Annotated in this window: 21 protein-coding genes; 12 read left to right on the forward strand and 9 right to left on the reverse strand. The window is 67.4% G+C overall.

All coding sequences use genetic code 11. From position 1 onward, the window contains the following. Positions 1-169: 169 nt before the first annotated feature. Positions 170-778: a DUF1523 family protein gene (locus KYE46_RS16570; protein ID WP_219002221.1), complete on the reverse strand. Its 609-nt coding sequence runs from the start codon at positions 776-778 to the stop codon at positions 170-172. A 13-nt stretch (positions 779-791) separates the two neighbouring features. After that, positions 792-1,052, reverse strand: a complete 261-nt coding sequence (locus KYE46_RS16575) for a hypothetical protein (protein WP_219002223.1) — start codon at positions 1,050-1,052, stop codon at positions 792-794. Positions 1,053-1,152: 100 nt separating this feature from the next. Here KYE46_RS16575 and KYE46_RS16580 point away from each other — a divergent pair, with 100 nt between their 5' ends. The 11 genes from KYE46_RS16580 (at position 1,153) to KYE46_RS16630 (ending at position 13,880) form a co-directional block, all read left to right on the forward strand. After that, a complete protein-coding gene (locus tag KYE46_RS16580; protein ID WP_219002225.1) occupies positions 1,153-2,424 on the forward strand; it encodes an acetylornithine deacetylase/succinyl-diaminopimelate desuccinylase family protein in 1,272 nt (423 codons plus the stop codon). 296 nt (positions 2,425-2,720) lie between these two features. Next, positions 2,721-3,593, forward strand: a complete 873-nt coding sequence (locus KYE46_RS16585) for a sulfotransferase (RefSeq protein WP_219002227.1) — start codon at positions 2,721-2,723, stop codon at positions 3,591-3,593. A 56-nt stretch (positions 3,594-3,649) separates the two neighbouring features. Continuing rightward, positions 3,650-5,122, forward strand: a complete 1,473-nt coding sequence (locus KYE46_RS16590) for an ABC transporter substrate-binding protein (protein ID WP_219002229.1) — start codon at positions 3,650-3,652, stop codon at positions 5,120-5,122. A gap of 144 nt (positions 5,123-5,266) precedes the next feature. Then, positions 5,267-6,676, forward strand: a complete 1,410-nt coding sequence (locus KYE46_RS16595; RefSeq protein WP_219002231.1) for a hypothetical protein — start codon at positions 5,267-5,269, stop codon at positions 6,674-6,676. 184 nt (positions 6,677-6,860) lie between these two features. Beyond that, positions 6,861-7,802 (forward strand): ABC transporter permease, encoded by a 942-nt coding sequence (locus KYE46_RS16600; RefSeq protein ID WP_219002233.1) that lies wholly within the window; start codon positions 6,861-6,863, stop codon positions 7,800-7,802. Then, positions 7,799-8,623: an ABC transporter permease gene (locus tag KYE46_RS16605; RefSeq protein ID WP_428845065.1), complete on the forward strand. Its 825-nt coding sequence runs from the start codon at positions 7,799-7,801 to the stop codon at positions 8,621-8,623. Before KYE46_RS16600 ends, KYE46_RS16605 begins: the two co-directional genes overlap by 4 nt. Beyond that, positions 8,620-10,191 carry an ABC transporter ATP-binding protein gene (locus tag KYE46_RS16610; RefSeq protein ID WP_219002236.1) on the forward strand — a complete coding sequence of 524 codons (1,572 nt, stop codon included), beginning with the start codon at positions 8,620-8,622 and terminating at the stop codon, positions 10,189-10,191. Before KYE46_RS16605 ends, KYE46_RS16610 begins: the two co-directional genes overlap by 4 nt. Then, positions 10,175-11,620, forward strand: coding sequence for an aldehyde dehydrogenase family protein (locus tag KYE46_RS16615; RefSeq protein ID WP_219002237.1), 1,446 nt, complete (start codon positions 10,175-10,177; stop codon positions 11,618-11,620). Before KYE46_RS16610 ends, KYE46_RS16615 begins: the two co-directional genes overlap by 17 nt. Positions 11,621-11,798: 178 nt before the next feature. Then, positions 11,799-12,539, forward strand: a complete 741-nt coding sequence (locus KYE46_RS16620; protein WP_219002239.1) for a glucose 1-dehydrogenase — start codon at positions 11,799-11,801, stop codon at positions 12,537-12,539. A 25-nt stretch (positions 12,540-12,564) separates the two neighbouring features. Continuing rightward, a complete protein-coding gene (locus KYE46_RS16625; RefSeq protein WP_219002241.1) occupies positions 12,565-12,897 on the forward strand; it encodes a hypothetical protein in 333 nt (110 codons plus the stop codon). Continuing rightward, positions 12,897-13,880 carry a P1 family peptidase gene (locus KYE46_RS16630; RefSeq protein ID WP_219005141.1) on the forward strand — a complete coding sequence of 328 codons (984 nt, stop codon included), beginning with the start codon at positions 12,897-12,899 and terminating at the stop codon, positions 13,878-13,880. The genes KYE46_RS16625 and KYE46_RS16630 overlap by 1 nt, the downstream gene beginning before the upstream one ends. 74 nt (positions 13,881-13,954) lie before the next feature. Here KYE46_RS16630 and KYE46_RS16635 read toward each other — a convergent pair whose 3' ends face one another. The 5 genes from KYE46_RS16635 to KYE46_RS16655 form a co-directional block, all read right to left on the reverse strand. After that, positions 13,955-14,524 (reverse strand): F0F1 ATP synthase subunit B, encoded by a 570-nt coding sequence (locus tag KYE46_RS16635; RefSeq protein WP_219002244.1) that lies wholly within the window; start codon positions 14,522-14,524, stop codon positions 13,955-13,957. 4 nt (positions 14,525-14,528) lie between these two features. Beyond that, complete coding sequence (locus KYE46_RS16640) at positions 14,529-15,068, reverse strand: F0F1 ATP synthase subunit B' (RefSeq protein WP_219002246.1); 540 nt, start codon at positions 15,066-15,068, stop codon at positions 14,529-14,531. A gap of 94 nt (positions 15,069-15,162) precedes the next feature. Then, positions 15,163-15,399 (reverse strand): F0F1 ATP synthase subunit C, encoded by a 237-nt coding sequence (locus tag KYE46_RS16645; protein WP_219002249.1) that lies wholly within the window; start codon positions 15,397-15,399, stop codon positions 15,163-15,165. A gap of 62 nt (positions 15,400-15,461) precedes the next feature. Beyond that, positions 15,462-16,271 (reverse strand): F0F1 ATP synthase subunit A, encoded by an 810-nt coding sequence (locus KYE46_RS16650; protein WP_219005142.1) that lies wholly within the window; start codon positions 16,269-16,271, stop codon positions 15,462-15,464. Positions 16,272-16,311: 40 nt separating this feature from the next. After that, the gene (locus tag KYE46_RS16655) at positions 16,312-16,674 is read right to left on the reverse strand and encodes an AtpZ/AtpI family protein (protein ID WP_219002250.1); all 363 of its coding nucleotides are present in this window, start codon (positions 16,672-16,674) and stop codon (positions 16,312-16,314) included. A 197-nt stretch (positions 16,675-16,871) separates the two neighbouring features. Here KYE46_RS16655 and KYE46_RS16660 point away from each other — a divergent pair, with 197 nt between their 5' ends. Continuing rightward, a complete protein-coding gene (locus KYE46_RS16660) occupies positions 16,872-17,210 on the forward strand; it encodes an ArsR/SmtB family transcription factor (RefSeq protein ID WP_219002251.1) in 339 nt (112 codons plus the stop codon). A gap of 19 nt (positions 17,211-17,229) precedes the next feature. On the opposite strand, the gene KYE46_RS16665 is transcribed toward KYE46_RS16660, so the two are convergent. Both KYE46_RS16665 and KYE46_RS16670 read right to left on the reverse strand, forming a co-directional pair. Further along, positions 17,230-18,075, reverse strand: coding sequence for a DMT family transporter (locus tag KYE46_RS16665; RefSeq protein WP_219005143.1), 846 nt, complete (start codon positions 18,073-18,075; stop codon positions 17,230-17,232). Between the two features lie 169 nt (positions 18,076-18,244). Then, on the reverse strand, positions 18,245-19,138 hold the full coding sequence (locus tag KYE46_RS16670) for a LysR family transcriptional regulator (protein WP_219002252.1): 894 nt from the start codon (positions 19,136-19,138) through the stop codon (positions 18,245-18,247). Between the last annotated feature and the right edge of the window lie 74 nt (positions 19,139-19,212).

Genomic DNA, 19,212 nt, shown 5'->3' on the forward strand with positions numbered 1-19,212 from the left:
CCCGCGCCCTCAACCCGCTCCCACCGCCCGAGAAACGAGCGCGCCTCTCCCGGCCCGCCACAAACGCACCAGCGCGCGGCACCCACACCGCTCCCCCTTCATCTTGGCCAATACAACTCATTCCGACAGAAGCCCCGCGCACCGCTGTACGCAATCCGGGCGCGACGCCTCAGCGTCCGCTCATCCGGTCCTTCAGCTTCGCCCACCGTACCGCCGCGCCGTCGCGAGCGGGCACCAGGACCCGGTCCTCGAACCGCTCCCACATGCGCCAGATCATGAAGAGAAGCAGTGCCAGAACGGCGAGGATCACGAGGGGCATCCAGGGAAACAGGGTGGTTTCCGGCCCGTCCACGCGGGTGATGGAGATCGCATTGGGGTAGCTCGACAGCAGGTTAGAGCGCCAGCCGTAATGGGTGATCGCCACCCAGACCGGCGCGTCGCGGGTCGAGCGGAGGTCCTGCGCCTCGGTCTGCAAATCCTGGCTGTCGATCTTGAAATAGGGCGGCCAGCCGAAGATGCCGGTATCCTCGTTGCGGTAATCGATGGGTGAGCCGTCGGCCCGCACCGCCGAGATGATCCGCACGTCACGCTGAACCGAGGTGCCCGCCGCGCCGCTGTCGGACTGCGCGTAGAACCACGCGCTCGCGCCCGAGATCTCGGTCAGCTGCAATTGCGTGTCGACGATCCGCACCACGTCGCGTTGCGGCAAGGTGTAATGGGCAAACGCGCCGAGCAATCCCAACAGGATCACCAAAATGAATATCCGGGCCCACCGCATCAACGTTCTTCCTTCAATTGCTCAGCCAGACAAAGGCAATCAATCCGACCACCGGAATGACATAGACACAGACCACCAGCCAGACCCTTATGCGCGAGACCGCCGGCTCCAGCCGTTGGTCGATCCAGTCGTCGCGGTCGCCGGGGCGTCCCTCGTGGACCCAGTCCTCCTCCAGCCGCATTCGCGCGCCGGAGCGGAGATAGTAGAACATGCAGATGTAGACGACACTCAGCGCCACAAGCATCACGATCGCCACGCGTCCCATTCCCAACATCGCTCCACTCTCCCTTTCGCGCGCGTTTTCCTACATATAGGCGAAACTGCGCCAAATGGCAGGGCTTGCAGCCCCCGCGCGCCGGGGCCAAGCTGCGCCCATGTCTGACACGCCCCTTCTCACCGCCGTTTCGTCCCGCCGCGATGCGCTCATCGCGCTGACCCAGGATCTCATCCGCTTTCCCACCCTGAACCCGCCGGGGCTGCAGTATCTCGACATCTGCGAGTACCTCGGTGAGCGTCTGCGCAGGCAGGGTTTCACCGTGGAACTGGTGCGGGCCAAGGGGGCCGTGGCCGACAGCGATACCTACCCGCGCTGGAACATGGTGGCCCGGCTGGAGCGCGGCGCTGGCGACTGCGTCCACTTCAACAGCCACCACGACGTTGTCGAGGTGGGCCACGGCTGGACCAAGGACCCCTTCGGCGGCGAGCTGGAGGACGGGCGCATCTACGGGCGCGGTGCCTGCGACATGAAGGGCGGGCTCGCGGCCTCGGTCATCGCGGCCGAAGCCTTCATCGCCACCCATCCCGAGTTCAACGGCGCGATCGAGATCAGCGCCACGGCGGACGAGGAATCCGGCGGCTACGGCGGCGTGGCCTACCTCGCCGAGCAAGGCTACTTCGCGCCCGAGCGTGTGCAGCACGTGATCATTCCCGAGCCGCTCAACAAGGATCGCATCTGCCTCGGCCATCGCGGCGTCTGGTGGGCCGAGATCGAGACCCACGGCCGCATCGCCCATGGCTCCATGCCCTTCCTCGGCGATTGCGCCGTCCGCCACATGGGCGCGGTCTTGGCCGAGATGGAGGCGAGCCTCTTCCCGCTGCTGGCCACCAAGCGCACAGACATGCCGGTGGTGCCTGAGGGCGCGAAGCAATCGACGATGAACATCAACGCGATCCACGGCGGCGAGCCGGTGCAGGAGGAAGATTACACCGGCCTGCCCGCCGCCTGCGTGCCCGACCGCTGCAAGATCACCATCGACCGCCGCTACCTGATCGAGGAGAACGAGGGCGAGGTCCGCGCCGAGATCGTCTCGGTGCTGGAGAAGGTGAAGGCCGAGCGGCCCGATTTCCACTACGAGCTGAACGAGCTGTGGAGCGTCTCGCCCACGATGACAGACCGCGACGCACCGGTGGTCAAAACGGTCGAGGCCGCCATCGCCAAGGTGCTGGAAACGCGGGCGGAATTCGTCGTGTCGCCCGGCACCTACGACCAGAAGCACATCGACCGGATCGGCACCCTGAAGAACTGTATCGCCTATGGCCCGGGCATCCTCGACCTTGCCCATCAGCCCGACGAATGGGTGGGCGTGCAGGACATGGAGGACAGCGCCAAGGTGATGGCACTGACGCTGGCGGAACTGCTGCTCTAGGCGCTCCCAACCGCCCCCGGCCGCCGGGTGGGAGGAGCCCACTCGCCTGGGATCGGACGGGACTGGTGAACTGGCTACCGGGCACGCGCCCAACCTAGGGCAGCGCCCGGCCGCCGGGTGGGGGAGAAGCCCCCGCCCGGGGGGGCGGACGGGGGCTGCCCGTGCGAGGGCACGGGCGGGTGGCCGCAAGCGGTGCGAATCCCCTCTCACCCTCGCAACGAATTTTAAACGAATTCCCCCTAGCCTCCGTCCCGTGCCGTTCACCGGCGCCCTGCCCTTTTCCGGAGCGCCCCGCCATGACCGAGACCGCTACCTTCGATCATCTGCTGCTCGGCGTCGGCGCGATGAAGGCCGGGACGACGTGGATGTATGACGCGCTCAACCGTCACCCCGATATCCACTTCTGTCGCGAGAAGGAGGTGCATTACCTCTACGCGCGCCACGTGAACGCCAGCATCCTCTCCGACGCGGCGCGGATGCGGCGGGCGCAGGGATACCTGCGCTTCGATCCCGAGGCCTCGGCCCTGCCGGTGCTGCAAAAACGCGTGGCTTGGACCGCGCGCTGGCTCGACGGGGCTGTCGACGACACGTGGTTCAAGAACCTCTACCGCGACCGGGGGGCGGCGCGGTGGATCGCGGATTTCTCCAACATGAACGCGCTGGTGCCCGAGGAGGGATGGGCCGCGCTCCACGCCCGGACCCGCAAGCTGCGGGTGCTCTACACGCTCCGCGATCCGCTGGACCGGCTCTGGAGCCACGTGCGCTTTCACCTGAAAGTGCAGGGCGCGAGCGAGAAACTGAATGTGTGGAGCCTCGATGAGCTGGAGCGGCACATCCGCCACGATGTCGATTACCTAGCCCATAACGATTACGTCGCGGCGATCGAACGGATGCGCGCCGCCCTGCCGCGCGACTGCCTGCGCATCGACGTCTTCGACCGCATCCGCGCCGAGCCGCGGGCGTTCATCGCGGATATCGAGCGGTTTCTGGAGCTTCCAGCGGTCGATCTGCCGGACAGAATCACCTCGCGGGTCGTGAACCCCTCGCCGCCGCGGCCCCTGCCCGAAGGCCTCGCCGCGCGCTTTGCCGAGGACGTGGCGCGGCAGATCGACGGGTTGAAATCCCTCGGCGTGGCGGTGCCCGAGACATGGGGGCAAACTTTTCGGTAGGCGTCCCGGTTTCCCTGCGGCACACTGGCGAAAATCAGACCTCAGGGAGAGAGATCATGAAAACCACCCTTCGCCTCAGCGCGGCCGTGCTGGCGCTGACCGCCGGTGCCGCGATGGCGCAGCAGACGACCCTCACCGTGGGCATGCAGCTTGAGCCGCCGATGCTCGACCCGACCGGCGGCGCGGCTGCCGCCATCGACGAGGTGGTCTATGCCAACGTCTTCGAAGGCCTGACCCGTTTCGCCGCCGATGGCTCCGTCATTCCCGGCCTCGCCGAGAGTTGGGAGATCTCCGAGGACGGCACCACCTACACCTTCCACCTGCGCGAGGGCGTGACCTTCCACGACGGCGCGGCGATGACGGCGGAGGATGTCGTCTTCTCGCTCGACCGCGCCCGCGCCGAGGGCTCCACCAACGCGCAGGCCGCGCTCTTTGCGAACATCACCAGCGTCGAGGCGGTGGATGACACGACCGTCACCGTCACCCTCGACGGGCCGGACGGCGCGTTCCTCTTCGACATGGCCTGGGGCGACGCGGTGATCGTGGACGAGGCCAGCGCCGAGACCAACGCCACCGACCCCGTGGGCACCGGCGCCTTCGCCTTTTCCGAGTGGCGGCAGGGCGACAGCATCACCCTGACCCGCAACGAGGATTACTGGGGTGAACCCGCCGCCCTGACCGAAGTGACCTTCCGCTTCATCAGCGATCCCAACGCCGCCCTTGCCGCGATGATGGCGGGCGACGTGGATGCCTTCCCGGTCTTCCCCGCGCCAGAAACGCTGGAGCAGTTCGAGGCCGATCCCCGCTTCAACGTCATCGTCGGCTCCACCGAGGGCGAGACGATCCTCGCGATGAACAACGCGGGCGAGGTCCTGTCGGATCCGCTGGTGCGGCAGGCAATCTCGCATGCGATCAACCGCCAGGACATCATCGACGGGGCGATGTTCGGCTACGGCACGCCCATCGGCACCCATTTCGCGCCGCACAACCCCGATTACGTCGACCTGACCGAGCAATCGGCCTTCGACCCGGACCGCGCCCGCGAATTGCTGGCCGAGGCGGGTGTCGAGGACCTGACCCTGCGCCTGATGCTGCCGCCCCCCGCCTATGCGCGCCGTGGTGGGGAGATCATCGCCAGCCAGCTGCGCGACGTGGGCATCGAGACGGAGATCACCAACCTCGAATGGGCCGGCTGGCTGGAGCAGGTCTTCCGGGGCTATGATTTCGACCTGACGATCATCAGCCACACCGAGCCCGCCGACATCAACATCTACGCTCGGCCCGACTATTACTTCCAATACGACAGCGCCGAGTTCCAGAGCCTGATGGAAGAGCTTTCCGTCACCACCGACCCGGACGAGCGCAGCCGGATCAACCGGGAAGCGCAGCAGATGATCGCGGATGATTACGTCAACGCCTACCTGTTCCAGCTGCCCAAGACCGGGGTGGCCAACGCCAATATCGAGGGGCTGTGGGAGAATTCTCCGACCCAGGCCGTCGATCTGACCGGCGTGCGCTGGACGCAGTAGGTACAAGGCAGATTGCGAAACGGGGGGCTGCGGCCTCCCGTTTCCATGAGGGGGCGCGCCGCCGCCGGGCACCATAACGCGGCTGACCGCGCTCCGCGCCCGATCCCGCCCTGATCCGGTCAGACCAAGCCAAGGACGTCATCCATGTCGCCGTTCACCCTTCTTCGTGCCAGCGCTGCCGTGGCGCTCAGCCTGACCACTCCGGCCGCGGGGGAGACCTTGCTGGTCACGAACTTCTACCCCACCGGCCCCGGCTCGCTGCAGGAGGCATTGGACGCGGCGGCGGCCTCGGAGGAGCGCACGGTCATCCTGATGACCGAAGCGGATGGCACGATCTCCACCGAGGTGGGATTGCGCTACGAGGGCTCGTCGCCGCTGGTCATTCACGGCAACGGCGTTACCATCGCCTCGCCCAATGATGTCACCCTGCTCACGGCCATCGGCCCGCGGCTTCTGGCCATTACCGGCGCGCGGTTTTCCGGGCCCGGTGGCTATTCGCTGGCCAACCAAAGCACGGGCGCGGCGGGCAAGGGGATCTTCCTCGGCGCGGCAGATGCGGCGGGTGGCGAGGTCAGCCTCGTGCTGAGCAACGTCACGGTCGCGGGCGTGGCGGGCCATGGCATCCACGTCTCGGACTGCGCGCGGGTCGATGCATGTGGTTCGGGCGATGGCGCGGCGGGCGACGGCTCCCCCGCGTCGCTCCGGCTGGAATTGAACCGCGTCTACATCTCGGACGTGGGCCAGGGCCGCCATGACGCCGACGGCCTGCGGGTGGACGAGAGGGGGCCCGGCGACATCCTCCTGACGGCCGTGAATTTCACCGCCACGGGCGTGGGCGCCGACGGGATCGAGTTGGACGAAGGCCAGTCGGGCAGCGTGATCGCCGACCTCGTCCGCGCCGATTTCATCGAGAACGGCAGCTATTGCGATCCGGCCGTGCTGGAGACCTTCCTGCCGCGCCCGCCCGAGGCGACCTTCCGTGAGTTCGAGCTCATCGCCGCCGATCTGCCGCAACCCGACGCCACCGCGCCGGACCTCTCCTGCATCGAGGCAGATGTGGAGACCTTCGACGGCGGCAGCGTCGCGGCATATGCCTATGGCATCGACGTGGACGACGGGTTCGATATCGGCGAGGCCGGGCCGGGCAGCGTGATCGCGACACTCTCCATCGGGCAGATTCTTGGCAATTTCGACGAGGGCTATGATTTCGACGAAGAGGGGCCGGGCGATATCGACGTCGTCTTCACCGGCATCATCGGCAACGGCAACCTCGATGACGCGATCAAGCTGTCGGAAGAGGACGCGGGCCACCTCTACGTGACGGCCACGGCCGTGGAGCTTTCCTCGAACGGGGGCCTCGGCCTCGACGTGGAGGAAGAGGGCGCGGGCGATCTGACCCTGACGCTGGTGGGCTCCGCCTCGGCGGGCAACGACGGCGGCGAAATGGGCGTGGAGGCGGCGCAGTCGGGCAGCGGCGCGGGCAATATCTACGTGGTCGACACCGAGATCGCCGATGGGATCGAGACGGACGGTGCCACCCTTGACGCCGATTGAGGCGCGCGCGGAGAGGGCGGGATTGAGTTGTATTTACCAAGATGAAGGAGCGGTTGCGCGCGCCCATCGGCGGGCCGCTTTGGCGCGGGCGGTGCGCGGCGGGGCGGGTGCCTTCGGGGATCGGGCGCTGCGCGGCTCGGCAAGGCCTATGGCCCATCGCGCGCGAGGGAAGTAACGTCGCCCCATGACCCGCTACCTCCTTTTCCGCGCCCTCTCGTTGAGCCTCAGCCTCGTGGTCGCCAGCATCGCCATTTTCGCGGTGATCGAGGTCATCCCCGGCGACCCCGCCGCCTTCATGTTGGGACTGAACGCGACCGAGGAGGCCATCGCCAATTTGCGCACGGAACTGGGCCTCGGCGGGGGCATGGTGCAGCGCTACCTCGCCTGGGTTTCGGGGATGCTGACGGGGGATTTCGGGACTTCCTACAATTATCGCGTGCCGGTGGCGGAGTTGATCGCGGACCGGGTCTGGGTCTCGGTGCCGCTGGCATTGATGGCGCTGGTGCTGTCGACGCTGATCGCCGTGCCGGTGGGGGTACTGGCGGCGGCGAACCGGGGGCGATGGGGCGATTTCCTGACCATGACCACGACGCAACTGGGCATCGCGGTGCCGAACTTCTGGTTCGCGATGTTCCTCGTGCTGCTCTTCGCGGTGCAGCGGCAGTGGTTTCCCTCGGGTGGGTTTGCCGGGTGGGACACGCCGGGGGCGGCGCTGCGGTCGCTCACCCTGCCCGCCGTGGCGCTGGCGCTGCCGCAGGCGGCGATCCTCGCGCGGGTCATGCGCTCGGCCCTGATCGAGACGCTGGACCAGGATTACATCCGCACCGCCCGCGCGAAGGGGCTTTCGCCGCGGCAGGCGATCCTGCGCCACGCTCTGCGTAACGCGCTGATCCCGGTGCTGACGATCATCGGGTTGCAGTTCAGCTTTCTACTGGCCGGCGCGATCATCATCGAGAACGTCTTTTACCTGCCGGGGCTTGGCCGGTTGATCTTCCAGGGCATCACGCAGCGCGACCTCGTGGTGGTGGAGAGCGTGACGATGCTCCTGGTTTTCGCCGTCATCGTCGTGACCTTCCTTGTCGATATCGCCTATGCGATTGCCGACCCGAGGCTGCGCCGCACATGAAGCGCCTGCCCCCTGCCCTGATCATCGGCGCGCTGATCACCGCATTCTTCATCGTGGTGGCGCTGATCTCGCTGGTCTGGACGCCCTATGACACCACGCGGCTGTCGATCCCGGACCGTTTGCAGCCAGCCTCCGCCAGCCATTGGTTCGGCACCGATCAATTCGGGCGTGACCTTGTGTCGATGCTGATGGAGGGGACCCAGACCTCCATCGCGGTGGCGCTGGTGGCGGTGGGCATCGGGGTGGGCGTGGGCGTGCCCCTGGGCCTCGCGGCTGCGGCGAAGAAGGGCTCGTTTCTCGACGAGATCATCATGCGCGGCAACGACCTGGTCTTCGCCTTCCCGTCGCTGGTCATCGCGATCCTGATCACCGCCGTCTGGGGGCCCTCGGCGACCAATGCGATCCTCGCCATCGGGATCTTCAACATCCCCGTTTTCGCCCGCGTCGCCCGCGGTGGGGCGCTGCCGATCTGGACGCTGGATTACATCCTTGCCGCGCGGACCGCCGGCAAGAGCCGCGCCCGGATCAGCGCCGAGCATATCCTGCCAAACATCGCCAACCTGCTGATCGTGCAGGCGACAATCCAATTCTCGCTCGGCATCCTCGCCGAGGCGGGTCTGTCCTACGTGGGCCTTGGCGCGCAGCCGCCCACTGCTTCGCTTGGCAAGATGCTCGCCGATGCGCAGACGATGATCTATTCCCACGCGCAATTGGCGCTCCTGCCCGGCCTGTCGATCGTGCTGCTGGTTCTTGGGCTGAACCTTGTGGGCGACGGGCTGCGCGATGCGCTCGACCCGCGGCTGCGGAGGGCGCGGGAATGATCGACGTCCGGGGGCTGTGCCTCGATATCGGGAAGCTGCGGATCCTCGACGGCGTCTCGCTGAGCATCGAGGCGGGCGAGATCTTCGGGCTGGTGGGTGAGAGCGGCTCGGGCAAGTCGATGACGGCGCTGGCGCTGATGGGGCTGCTGCCGCGTTCGGTCAGCACGCGGGGCGTGGCGCAGGTCGATGACGTGGACGTGCTGGCGCTGGACGAGCCCGCGATGCAGAATCTGCGCGGCAATGACATCGCGATGATTTTCCAGGAGCCGATGACGGCCCTGAACCCGGTGCAGACGATCGGTGATCAGGTGGCCGAGACGCTGCTGATCCACGGTGCCGCCACCCGCGCCGAGGCGCGCGCCATCGCCCGCGACCGGCTCGACCGGGTGGGGCTCTCGCATATCGCGCTCGACCGTTACCCGCATGAGCTTTCGGGCGGGCAGCGGCAGCGGGTCTGTATCGCCGCCGCCATCGCGCTGCATCCGAGGCTGCTGATCGCGGATGAGCCGACCACGGCGCTGGATGTCACCACGCAGGCGCAGATCCTCGAATTGCTGCGCGAGCTGGTGGCGGAGGAAGGGATGAGCCTCCTGCTGATCACCCATGACCTCGCCGTGGTGGCGGACATGGCCGACCGTATCGCGGTGATGCAGAAGGGGCGGATCGTGGAGCAGGGCGTCACGGCGGAAGTGCTGCGGGCGCAGGCGCATCCCTATACGCGCAAGCTCTTCGCGGCCTCCTCGCACCAGCCCGAGCGGACGGCGGCGCAGGCGCCCGATGCGATCCTGTCGGTGCGCGACGTGCATCGCCATTTTCCCGGCGCGCGCCAGGGCTTTCGGCGCGGCCCCCCGGTGCGCGCGGTGAACGGGGTCTCCTTCGAGGTGCAGCGGGGCGAGAGCCTGGGGCTGGTGGGTGAGAGCGGTTGCGGCAAGTCGACCCTGACGCGCGCGATCCTCGGGCTCGATCCTGTAACCTCGGGCGAGATCGTCCTGAACGGCCATGGCGTCAGCCCGCAGATGCCCCGCGCCCTGCGCGCCGATGTGCAGGTGGTGTTCCAGGACCCCTACGGCAGCTTCAACCCGCGCTGGCGGGTCGACCGGATCGTGAGCGAGCCGTTCTACCTGCTGCCCGATCCGCCCGAGCGCGGGCCGGCGGTGGCAGAGGCCCTGCGCGCGGTGCAGCTGTCGCCGGAGGATGCGCTGAAATACCCCCATGAATTCTCGGGCGGGCAGCGTCAGCGCATTGCCATTGCCCGCGCCCTGATCACCCGGCCGAAGCTGCTGGTGCTCGACGAGGCGGTGAGCGCGCTGGACGTCTCGGTGCGGGCGCAGATCCTCGACCTGCTGGCGCAGTTGCAGCAGGACTTCGGCCTGAGCTACCTCTTCATCTCCCACGATCTGAGCGTCGTGCGTGCGATCACCGACCGCGTGCTGGTGATGCAGGCCGGAGAGATCGTCGAGCAGGGCGCGACGGAGGCTATTTTTACCGACGCGCAGCATCCCTACACGCAGGCCCTTCTGGCCGCGGCCCCCCTTCTACCCGGAGCCCCCCATGAACATCTGGTTTGACCCCTCCCTCCTCTTCATCGACGGCACCTGGCGCGCGGCCTCGGGCGGCGAGACGCTGCCCGTCGTCGACCCCTCCACCGGGGCCGAAATCACCCGCATCGCGCGGGGCAGCGCGGCCGATGTGGATGCCGCCGTGGCCGCCGCCGAAGGGGCGCTGGCAGGCGCCTGGGGGGCGATGACGGCGGCCGAGCGGGGCCGCGTGCTGTTCCGGTTGGGGCAGCTGGTGCTCGACAATGCCGAGGCGCTGGCGGCGATGGAATCGGCGGACGTGGGCAAGCCCCTGTCGCAGGCGAAGGCCGACGTGACGGCGCTGGCGCGCTACTGCGAGTTCTATGGCGGGGCCGCCGACAAGCTGACCGGCGAGACCCTGCCCTTCAACGCGGGCTTCACCGTCTACACCCTGCGCGAACCCCACGGGGTGACGGGACACATCATCCCCTGGAACTACCCGATGCAGATCATCGGCCGCTCCATCGGTGCGGCGCTGGCCACCGGCAACGCCTGCGTGCTGAAACCGGCGGAGGAGGCCTGCCTGACGGCGCTGGCCTTCGCCGACCTGGCGCGTCAGGCGGGGTTGCCAAAGGGGGCGCTGAACGTGGTGCCGGGACTGGGCGCGGAGGCCGGCGCGGCGTTGAGCGCGCATCCGGGCGTGCGGCATCTGTCGTTCACCGGCTCGGTGGCCACCGGGCGGCGGGTGCAGGTGGCGGCAGCGGAGAACATCGTGCCGGTGACGCTGGAATTGGGTGGCAAGTCGCCACAGATCGTCTTCGCGGACGCCGACCTCGACCGGGCGCTGCCCTTCCTCGTGAACGCGGGCATCCAGAACGCGGGCCAGACCTGCTCGGCCGGCTCCCGCATCCTCGTGCAGCGGGAGATCCACGACGCGCTGGCGGAGCGGCTGGCGGCGGAAATCGCGGCGCTGAGCGTGGGGCCGGCGGGCGACGATCCGCGGGTGGGGCCGCTGGTCTCGGCCCGGCAGAAGGCCATCGTGGAGGGGTTTTTGGCACAGGCTGACGCGGGCCAGGTGCTGGCGCGGGCCGACCTGCCGGAAGGCTTGCCCGAGGGCGGCAATTACATCGCGCCGGTGCTTCTGGGGCATATTCCGCCGGAGCATCCGCTGGCGCAGGAGGAGATCTTCGGCCCGGTTCAGGTGCTGATCCCCTTCGAGGACGAAGAGGATGCGGTGCGGATCGCTAATGGCACGAAATACGGCCTCGCCGCCTCGGTCTGGAGTGCCGACGGCGGGCGGCAGATGCGGCTGGCAAAGCGGCTGCGCGCGGGACAGGTGTTCCTGAACAACTACGGCGCGGCGGGGGGCGTGGAATTGCCCTTCGGCGGGGTCGGCCACTCTGGCCATGGGCGCGAGAAGGGGTTCGAGGCGCTTTACGGCTTCACCACGTTGAAGACGGTGGCGGCCCACCACGGGTGAGGTGTTTGGCGCGTTTTGGGATGGGGGGGCCAGCCCCCCACGCGCTTGAGGCGCGCTCCCCCCGGAGTTGTATCGGCCAAGATGAAGGGGGAGCGGCCTGTGTGGCGGCGGGGGCATGGACGGCCCTCGGGGAGGCGGATAGCCTTCGGTGTGATTGCGATGGAAAGGGAGCGTGGGAATGCGGCTTGAGGGGAAGACGGCGGTTGTGACGGGGGCGGCTTCGGGCTTCGGGGCCGGGATCGCGCGGATATTCTCGCGCGAGGGGGCGTCCGTCATGGTGGCGGATTTGAACGAGGAGGCCGCGATCAGGATTGCCGACGAGATCGGCGGCGCGGCGATCCGCGCGGACGTGTCGAAGGCCGCTGACGTGGCGGAGATCGCGCGGGCCGCTATGGACCAATGGGGGCGGATCGACGTGTTGGTGAACAACGCGGGCATAACGCATCTGCCGATGGCGATGGAGGAGGTCGAGGAGGCGGAGTTCGACCGGGTGCTCTCGGTCAATGCCAAGTCGGTCTACCTCACCGCGCGGGAGATCGTGCCGCATATGAAGGCGGCGGGGCGCGGCGCGATCCTCAACATCGCCTCGACGGCCGGCTTGTCGCCGCGGCCGAACCTGAGCTGGTACAATGCCTCCAAGGGGTGGATGATCACCGCGACGAAGAGCATGGCGGTGGAGCTGGCGCCTGCGGGCGTGCGGGTCAATGCGCTCTGCCCGGTGGCTGGCGAAACGCCGCTCCTGTCGAGTTTCATGGGCGAGGACACGCCGGAGATGCGGGGCAAGTTCCTTGCGACGATCCCCCTCGGGCGGTTCAGCCAGCCCGAGGACATGGGAGAGGCGGCGGCCTTCCTGTGCTCGGAGGCGGCCTCGATGATCACCGGGGTGGCGCTGGAAGTGGACGGGGGGCGCTGCATATGAGCGCGGCGCGGGCGAGACGTGTGCGATGACGGATTACGCGCGCCATGACTTGCCGGCGGATATCGCCGTCTTCGCGGGGGAGTTCGCCGATCAGCCCTCGGTTTTCGCCTACCTGTGGGAGGTCGCGCCGGGATTGGACTTGGGCCAGGTGGACGTGATCCAGACGCGCCACGCGGCACGGTTGCGGGCGCATTTCGACGGTGAGACGGCCGCGCGCCTGGCGGCTTTGGGCGGCACACTGGTCGTGGTGCGGCCGGGGGCCTACGAGGGGTTGGACTGCCCGGTACCCGACGGCGCGCCGCTGCGGGCGCTCGGCATGTTTCGCGGGACGGTGCCGCATTTGAGGGTCGTGACATGATGCAACCGGGGAAGAGGAACCTGATAACCGATGTGGCGGGCCTGCGGGTCGGCCATGCGGCGGATGCGGGTGTGAAGACCGGGGCGACCGTGCTGGTGGGCGACGCGCCCTTCACCGCCGGGGTCCATGTCATGGGCGGGGCGCCCGGCACGCGGGAGACGGACCTGCTGGCGCCCGACAAGACGGTGCAGCAGGCCGATGCGCTGGTGCTTTCGGGCGGCTCGGCCTTCGGGCTCGACGCGGCCTCGGGCGTGGCGGATGCCCTGCGCGCCGCCGGGCGGGGCTTCGCGGTGGGCGACCAGGTGGTGCCGATCGTGCCGGCGGCGATCCTGTTCGACCTGATCAACGGGGGCGACAAGGACTGGGCCGAAAACCCCTACAAGCAGCTCGGGCGCGAGGCATTGGCGGCGGCGGGCGCGGATTTCGCGCTCGGCTCCGTGGGGGCCGGGACCGGGGCGCTGACGGCGGACCTGAAGGGGGGGCTCGGCTCGGCCTCCTTGCGGATCGGGCGTCATACCGTCGGTGCGCTGGTGGCGGTCAATGCGCTCGGTCGGGTGACCGTGGGGGACGGCCCGTGCTTCTGGGCCGCGCCCTTCGAGATGGGCGGAGAGTTCGGCGGGCGCGGGATCGCGAAGAGCTTCGATGTGGGTGCCCTGCCCCCGGTGAAGGGCGGTGACGCGCGCAACACGACGATTGCCATCGTGGCCACGGACGCGGCGCTGAGCCAGGCGCAGGCGACGCGGTTGGCGGTGGCAGCCCATGACGGCATGGCGCGGGCGATCTTTCCGAGCCACACGCCGATGGACGGTGATCTTGTCTTTGCAGCCGCGACCGGGGCGGTCCCGCTGGAGAGCGAGGCGGACCTGCTGATGTTGGGACATGGCGCGGCGCTCTGCCTGTCGCGGGCCATCGCGCGCGGGGTCTTTGAGGCCTCGGCCGCGGCGGGTGACGTGATGCCGACCTATCGCGACAAGTTCGGCTGAGCGCAGACCCGTCGCCTGAGACGCAAAAGGCCCCGCCGATCCGGCGAGGCCCTTGCAGGTTCTTCAAGCGAAGCTCAGTTCAGCCGGCGGCCGACTTCCTCGATCGACTCGTCGATCAGCTTGTTCTGATCGGCAGAGCTGGTGTTCTTGGCGATCACCTCGGCCGCGGCGGCGATGGCCACGGAGGCGGCGCGGTCGCGGACCGAACGGTTGGCCTTGGTCACGGCGCTGGCGATCTGGTCCTCGGCCGCGGCGAGGCGGCGGGTGATCGAGCGGGCGATGTCGTCCTTGGCCTGCACGGCAGCGGCTTCGGCGCTGGCGCGGGCGTCGGCGACGATGCGGGCGGATTGCTCTTCCACTTCGCGGGCCTTGCGCTCGTAGGAGGCGAGCATGGTCTGGGCTTCTTCGCGCAGGCCACGGGCCTCTTCGAGGTCAGAGCGGATGCCCGCGGCGCGGTTGTCCAGCATGCCCATCAGCATCTTCGGCACGCCGAAGTAGAACAAGACGGCAAGGAACAGCAGGAAGCCGAGGAACACGATCCAGTCGGTGTTGCCCAAGGAGGGCGACAGCAACCCGTGCGGGGCGTCTTCTGCGGCGAAAGCGGGCGTGGCAGCCATCGCGATGAGAACGGTCAAATAACGCATGGTCTTACCCTCTCACACGGTTGGCGACAGCAGCATCGATCGCAGCGGTGTCGACGTCCTGGCCCGGCCCGAGGGCGCGGACGATTTCAGCGGCGACGTCGCGGGCGACCTCTTCTGCCGTGGCAACTGCCCCGGCTTCGATTTCGGCGATCCGGGCTTCACCCTCGGCGGTCTGGGCCGCGATCTGGGCGTCTGCCTTGTCGATCTCCACCTGTAGTTGCGCCTGGATCTCCTCGCGGGTCTCCTGGGCAATCTTGGTGGCTTCAGCCCGCGCGTTGGCGAGGGCCGCGTTGTAGCTTTCTTCCGCCTCAGTTGCCTGACGCTTCAGATCTTCGGCTGCAGCCAGATCATTGGTCAACGTGCCTTGGCGCTCTGCCAGCACCGCGGAAATACGGGGCAGGGCAATTTTCGCCAGCACGAAGTAGATGGCAACGAGGGTCAGAACCAACCAGAAGATCTGGTTGTCGAAGGTCCCGATGTCCAACTGCGGCATGCCAGAGGCTTCGGGCGCGCCGTGGCCTGCAATTTCGGCTTCGTCAGCCATGGTGTTCCTCCAACCGGAATGCGGGGTGTTACGGTGGCGCGCCCTCCACCATGGGACAGCGCGCCGAACGTAAGGATCTTAGATGCGTGTCGTCTTAGACAGCAAACATCAGCAGCAGGGAGACGAGGAAGGCGAAGATGCCCAGTGCCTCGGCGAATGCGATGCCGATGAAGAGAGTTGCGGTCTGACCAGCAGCCGCGGAGGGGTTGCGCAGGGCGCCGGCGAGGAAGTTGCCTGCAACGTGGCCCACACCGATAGCGGCGGCGCCGGAACCGATGGCGGCCAGGCCGGCACCGATGAATTGACCCATTTGTGCGATATCGCCTTCCATGATGTATCTCCTTACGATTTGGAAGTTAGTTCTCTCGGACCGGGCACAACGCCCGGACAGAATTAGTGAGCGGGATGAAGCGCGTCCTTCAGGTAGACGCACGTCAGGATTGCGAACACGTAGGCCTGGATGGCTGCCACGAGGACTTCGAGGCCGTAGATCGCCACGATGCCGATGATCGGCGCGATACCGGCGAGGCCGAGCGCCCCGGCGAAACCGGCGAACACTTTCAGAACCGCGTGGCCTGCCATGATGTTGCCTGCCAGACGAATGGAATGGCTGACCGGGCGTACGAAGTAGGAAATCAATTCGATGATCGCGAGGATCGGACGCAGCACCAGCGGCGCGGAAGAGACCCAGAAGAGGCTTAGGAAGCCGACGCCGTTCTTCACGAAGCCCAGGACCGTGACGGTCACGAAGACCGCCAGCGCCAGCACCGCGGTCACGGCGATGTGCGAGGTCGTGGTGAAGCTTGTCGGGATCAGGCCGAGGAAGTTGGCGAAGAGGATGTAGAGGAACAGCGTGAAGATGTAGGGGAAGTAGGGCAGCGCGTCCTTGCCTGCCACGTCCTCCACCATGCCGCGCACGAAGCCGTAGGCGAGCTCTGCCACCGACTGGCTGCGCGACGGGATCACGTTGCGGCCGCGGGTGCCCCAGACCATCAGCGCGATGACGCAGAGGACGGACAGGGCCATCCAGAGCGTCGCGTTGGTGATCGTGAACATGCCGACGTCACCATGGCCGAAGAGCGGCGCCACCACGAACTGGTCCATCGGGTGGATCGCCAGGCCGCCGGTGTAATCGTCAAGGTAAGCGGCGATGAACCCCAGAACGGCGAGGCCGATCAGGATGAACGCCACCACGCGGCCCATACCGTTGGAGGCCGTGCCGTTGGTCTCGGTGTTGGTGCTCTCAGTCGCCATCGCGCGTCCCCATTTCCTCTGCCGCGTCACCGCGGGCTGCTTTCTCTTCGCGCTCCAGCGCGTCTTGCTGGACCTCGTTCGCCGAGCGGATCATGGTCTTGATCCCGGCGATGAGCCCCAGAATGACAAACACGACCATCAGCCACGGTGTGGTGCCGAACAGGTAGTCCAGCCCGTAGCCTATGCCGAAGCCGATGACCAAACCGGCCACCAACTCGATCACCATCCGCCACGCCAGCTGCGCCTGCGAGTGATGCTCTTCCACCTTCGAGCGGTCCGGGTTGGCCCGAGACTTCGCCGCCGCGATCCGCGCTTCCAGCGCACGCATGCGGTCTTCGTCTTGTTCGGACATCGCCATACCGCCTTGGTGGACAGGTTGCGCGGAAGCTAGGGCGCGGGGCGTTCAGAGTCAACGCGCATGACTCCCGCCTAAGTTATTGATATATATAAAATTTACTTCTGCGCCCTTTCCCGCGAGCCACCAGTGCCGCCCCCCAGCATATTCAACCAGATGGTTGACGTTTCGCGCCCATGCCCCCTACTGGGCCCATGGCCCTCCCTCCGAAACCCTCGCTCGACACCGTCTTCGCCGCCCTCGCCGACCCCACCCGGCGGGCGATCCTGCAGATGCTGCTGGAGGACGACATGGCCGTGACCGACGTGGCAGAGCCCTTTGAGATGTCGCTCGCTGCGATCTCCAAACATCTCGGCGTGCTGACAGGGGCCGGGCTGATCACCCAGGAGAAACGCGGCCGGGTGAAGTGGTGCAAGCTCGAACCCGACGCCCTGAAAGGTGCCTCGGTCTGGATGCAGGGCTTCGGCCAGTTCGAGCCGGTGAACCTCGACGCCTTCGAAGCCTTTCTGGAACAGGAACTGCGCGAGGATTGACGCGCCACCGTTCCCGCGCTCAATCCTTCAGAAGCAGCAAAAGCGCCGCAACCGTCAGCCCGACGCCGACCAACACCACCGCCGCCGGCACCGGCTGCCCAAGGGCGATCTCCCACAGGATCACCCACGAGGGCGTCAGGTAGGTATAGGCCATGACCTTGGACGAGGGCAGCCGCAGCGAGGCAAACTGGATCAGGAACACCGTCGCGGCGCTGGCGAATACGGCCGTGTAGCCGATGGTGATCCAGACCAGCGGGCGCAGCGCCCCCCAATCGGTCGCCGCGATATCGCCGATCCCCCAGAGCGCGATCACCGCCGCGCAGGCCACGAGGGTCAGGAAGGAGAAGACGGCCACCGCCTCGCCCCGGTTCAACACCCGCACCATCGGCGTGTAGAGCGCATGCCCGACGCAGCCTATGAAATAGATCACCTCGCCGCGCCCGATCTCGAAGGCCAAAAGCGCCGCAAGATCCGCGCGGAAGATCACCCAAGCCGCGCCGAGCGCACCGATCCCCAAGGCGCCGGCAATCCGCGCGCTCACCACCTGTCGCAGCAGGAACCACCCGAAGATCGCGCTCAAGACCGGGGTCAGGGTAAAGACCGCCGCCGCAGACACCGGCGGCGCCGTCTTCAGCCCTTCGAACATCAGCACGAAATAGAAGGCGAAGATGCCCCCCAGAAGCACGTAGCGCCACGGCGCCGCCAGCGCCGCCCGCGGTACGCCCCCGCGCGCAAAGACCACCGCGCCCATGATCGCCGCGGCAATCGCGAAGCGCACCGCGTTCAGAGCCGTCGGCGCCAATTCATCCGCCACCTGACCGCCAAGCGAGAACGATCCCGCCACCAGCGCCGAAAACGCCAGCATCGCCAGATGGCCGCCCCGCGTGGAGCCAACCGCTTCCTTCAAACCCAATCTCCCGTGTCAGAGCCCGGACGCACCCCCACGCGCCGCGCTCCCTTCTTCATCTTGGCCAATACACCTCCGGGGGAGGCCGCACCGCAAGGGGCGGACGGGGGCAGAGCCCCCAAACCCGCTACGCCAGCGCCTCATCACCCTTGGGCCATGTCTTCACCTGCTCCTTCAGGTGCCGCACGAAGGTCTGCACCTTGGCCGTGCGGTGGAGGTCCATATGGGTCACGAGCCAGAACTTCGCAGTCCAATCCTCCATCGCCGGCAGCACCTCGATCAGGTCGTCGGTATGGATCCGATCCCAGGACGCGACGAAACCGATGCCGATACCCGCCAGAACCGCGTCCTTCGCCTCGCTCATCGACGAGGCGCGGAAATAGATCGCGCTGTTGGGGACATTATCAGTGAGCCACTTGAAGTAGGGCGCCCGCGGCAGGTCGTCGGTGCTGCCAACAAACCGATGCTTGGCGATATTCTCTTCGGTCAACATGCCATAGCGCTCGACATAGTCGCGGCTGGCGAGAAGCCGCAGGGTCTCGGTGAAGAAGGGCTGCACCACGTTGTCGGGCTGATCGGGCAGCTTGCCGGCGCGGATCGCGACATGGGCCTCGCCATACTCCAGCCGGAAGACGCGCGTGTCGTTGACCAGCCGCACCCGCAGATCGGGGTGGCGGTCCTGAAACAACCCGATGGCAGGCACCAGGAGGGGCGATAGCGTCGGCAGCGACGTCACGATCAATTCGCCCGTCACCTCGTCGCCCCGCCCCCGGATGCGGCCGGCCAACTGGGTGAACTGGTCGTCCGCCTGCCCGGCCACGGCCAGCAGGTCCTGCCCTGCCTCGGTTGCCGAGTAGCCGCGGGCGTGGCGCTGGAACAGTTTCGCGCCGAGGCGCGCTTCCAGCGCGTCGATGTGGCGGATTACCGTGGCGTGGTGAACGCCCAAAGCCTCGGCCGCGCCCGAGACGGTGCCGATTTTCGCGACCTGGAAAGCGGTTCTGACTTCATCCCAATTTTCCATACGACCAAGCGCCCCTCTCCTGTGCACGATCTCACACAAATAAATGCTCGCCCCACAATGGGTGCGCTGGCTGC

This window comes from Gymnodinialimonas ceratoperidinii (genome assembly GCF_019297855.1).
In the GTDB taxonomy this organism is placed as follows: domain Bacteria; phylum Pseudomonadota; class Alphaproteobacteria; order Rhodobacterales; family Rhodobacteraceae; genus Gymnodinialimonas; species Gymnodinialimonas ceratoperidinii.